Origin of the sequence: Albidovulum sp., from assembly GCF_049646345.1 — a bacterium.
Taxonomy (GTDB): Bacteria; Pseudomonadota; Alphaproteobacteria; order Rhodobacterales; family Rhodobacteraceae; genus Albidovulum.
This window is the reverse complement of sequence record NZ_JBARVQ010000567.1, coordinates 1-2,574: the sequence shown is the minus strand read 5'-3', so window position 1 is coordinate 2,574 and position 2,574 is coordinate 1. Positions and strand designations below refer to the sequence as shown.

At 60.3% G+C, this 2,574-nt stretch carries 3 protein-coding genes; all 3 read left to right on the top strand.

The features are described from left to right. Positions 1-280, top strand: a 280-nt coding sequence (locus tag WBB85_RS14790) for a methyltransferase family protein (RefSeq protein ID WP_432639370.1), incomplete at its 5' end; no start/stop codon positions are given. A 112-nt stretch (positions 281-392) separates the two neighbouring features. After that, positions 393-1,967, top strand: coding sequence for a Re/Si-specific NAD(P)(+) transhydrogenase subunit alpha (locus tag WBB85_RS14785; protein WP_432639369.1), 1,575 nt, complete (start codon positions 393-395; stop codon positions 1,965-1,967). Positions 1,968-1,980: 13 nt separating this feature from the next. Continuing rightward, positions 1,981-2,574, top strand: a 594-nt coding sequence (locus tag WBB85_RS14780) for an NAD(P)(+) transhydrogenase (Re/Si-specific) subunit beta (protein WP_432639368.1), incomplete at its 3' end; no start/stop codon positions are given.

The window sequence follows — 2,574 nt, the reverse complement described above, 5'->3', positions numbered from 1 at the left end:
GATGATACTGGTCAAGACATCCGTCATTCCGCGCCGCGATCCTGACACGCTGATCACGAATGGCGTTTTCCGGCTTAGTCGCAACCCCATCTATCTGGCCGATGTGATCATTCTTCTTGGCCTCTACATTGCCTGGGATGCTTTGGTTGCACTGCCTTTGATTGCAGTATTCATGTATGTCATTCAATCACGGTTCATTCTTGATGAAGAAGAGCGGCTGAGCAGTTTGTTTGGCGAACCGTACGAACTCTATAAGGCGCAAACGCGTCGCTGGCTGTAAGACGCCGAAAACCTTCTTGCCGCAGTGCGGCATAAAAGAGTAATAATCTTGCGCGAGCGAGGAAACCGGCCGTGTCCTGCAGGGGCGCGCCAGGACGAAGAGGGACAATATTGTGAAGATCGGGGTACCGAAGGAGATATTCGAGGGCGAGGCGCGGGTGGCGCTGACGCCGGATTCGGCGGGGCATCTGCAGAAACTTGGCCATGAGTGTTTTGTCGAGGCAGGCGCGGGTGCGGCTGCCGGGTTCTCCGACAAGGCCTATGAGGCGGCTGGCGTGACCGTCGTGAAGACGGCGGCGGCGCTCTTCAAACAGGTCGACATCGTTGCCAAGGTGCGGCCGCCGAGCGACGCCGAGACCAAGCGCCTGTCGAAGGATCAGACCCTGATCTCGTTCTTCTATCCTGCTCAGAACACGAAACTTTTGGAACTGGCGAACAAGCAGGGCGCGACCGTGGTCGCCATGGATATGGTGCCGCGCATCAGCCGGGCGCAGAAGATGGAAGCGCTGTCGTCGATGGCCAATATCGCAGGCTACCGCGCGGTGATCGAAGCCGGGAACAACTTTGGCCGCTTCTTCACCGGTCAGGTGACGGCGGCGGGCAAGGTGCCGCCTGCGAAGGTGCTGATCGTTGGCGCGGGGGTTGCCGGTCTGGCGGCCATTGGCACCTCGACCAGCCTCGGCGCAATCACCTATGCGTTCGATGTGCGCCCCGAAGTGGCAGAACAGATCGAATCGATGGGTGCCGAATTCGTCTATCTCGATTTTGAGGAGCAGGCGCAGGACGGCGCGACGACGGGCGGTTATGCAGCACCGTCCAGCCCCGAATTCCGCGAAGCGCAGTTGAAGAAGTTCCGCGAACTTGCGCCCGAGATCGACATCGTCATCACCACCGCGCTGATCCCCGGTCGCGACGCCCCGGTCCTCTGGACCAAGGACATGGTCGAGGCGATGAAGCCCGGATCGGTCATCGTTGACCTTGCCGCCGAGCGTGGCGGCAACTGCGAACTGACCAAACCGGATGAAAAGATCGTCACCGAGAGTGGCGTGACCATCGTCGGCTATACCGATTTCCCGAGCCGCATGGCTGCGCAGTCTTCGACGCTCTACGCCAACAATATCCGTCACATGATGTTCGACCTGACGCCGGGCAAGGACGGCACCGTCAACCACAATATGGAAGACGACGTTATCCGCGGTGCGACGGTTACGCATGCAGGCGAGATCACTTTCCCGCCGCCACCGCCCAAGATCGCGGCGATCGCCGCGCAGAAGCCGAAGGAGAAGGCAAAGGAACTGACCGCCGAAGAGAAGCGGGCGCAGGAAGTCGCGGCCTTCAAGGCGCAGACCCGTAGCCAGGTCACGCTTCTGGCGGTCGGCGCGGCTTTGCTGTTGGGCATCGGTCTTGTGGCCCCGGCAAGCTTCATGCAGCACTTCATCGTTTTCGTGCTGTCGGTCTTTGTCGGCTTCCAGGTGATCTGGAATGTCAGCCACTCGCTGCACACGCCCCTGATGGCGGTCACGAACGCGATTTCGTCGATCATCATTCTGGGTGCCCTGATGCAGATCGGATCGGGATCGTACCTTGTGATCCTCTTGGCGGCACTTTCGATTTTCATGGCCGGAATCAACATCTTCGGCGGTTTCCTTGTCACCCGGCGCATGCTCGCCATGTTCCAGAAATCGTAAGGGGGCCGCTCAGATGGAATTCGGTTTCACCACGGCCGCCTATGTCGTTGCGGCAGTTCTTTTCATCCTCTCGCTTGGCGGGCTTTCCGGTCAGGAAAGTGCCAAGCGCGCGGTCTGGTACGGCATTGCCGGCATGGCGCTGGCGGTTGTCGCCACGCTGATCGGCCCGGGCTCGGGCCTTTGGCTGTTGTCGCTTCTTTTGATCGCGGGCGGCGGCATCATTGGCACCTATGTCGCCAACAAGGTCCAGATGACCGAGATGCCGCAGCTTGTCGCCGCGATGCATTCGCTGGTCGGTCTGGCGGCGGTCTTTGTCGGCTTCAACGCCCATTTCGAACTGGGCAATGTACTGGCAATGGATGAGGCGGCACGCCACGGGCTGGAAGGCTTCGCGGCCGTTCTGGCGCACAAGACGGGCGTCGAACAGTCGATCCTGCAGGTTGAGCTGTTCCTTGGCATCTTTATCGGGGCCGTGACCTTTACCGGCTCGGTCATCGCGTTTGGCAAGCTTGCCGGCAAGGTGACGTCGAAGGCCGAAAAGCTGCCTGGCGGTCATATGCTGAATGCGGCGGCAGCGGCGCTCTCGGTCATCTGCCTGATATGGTAC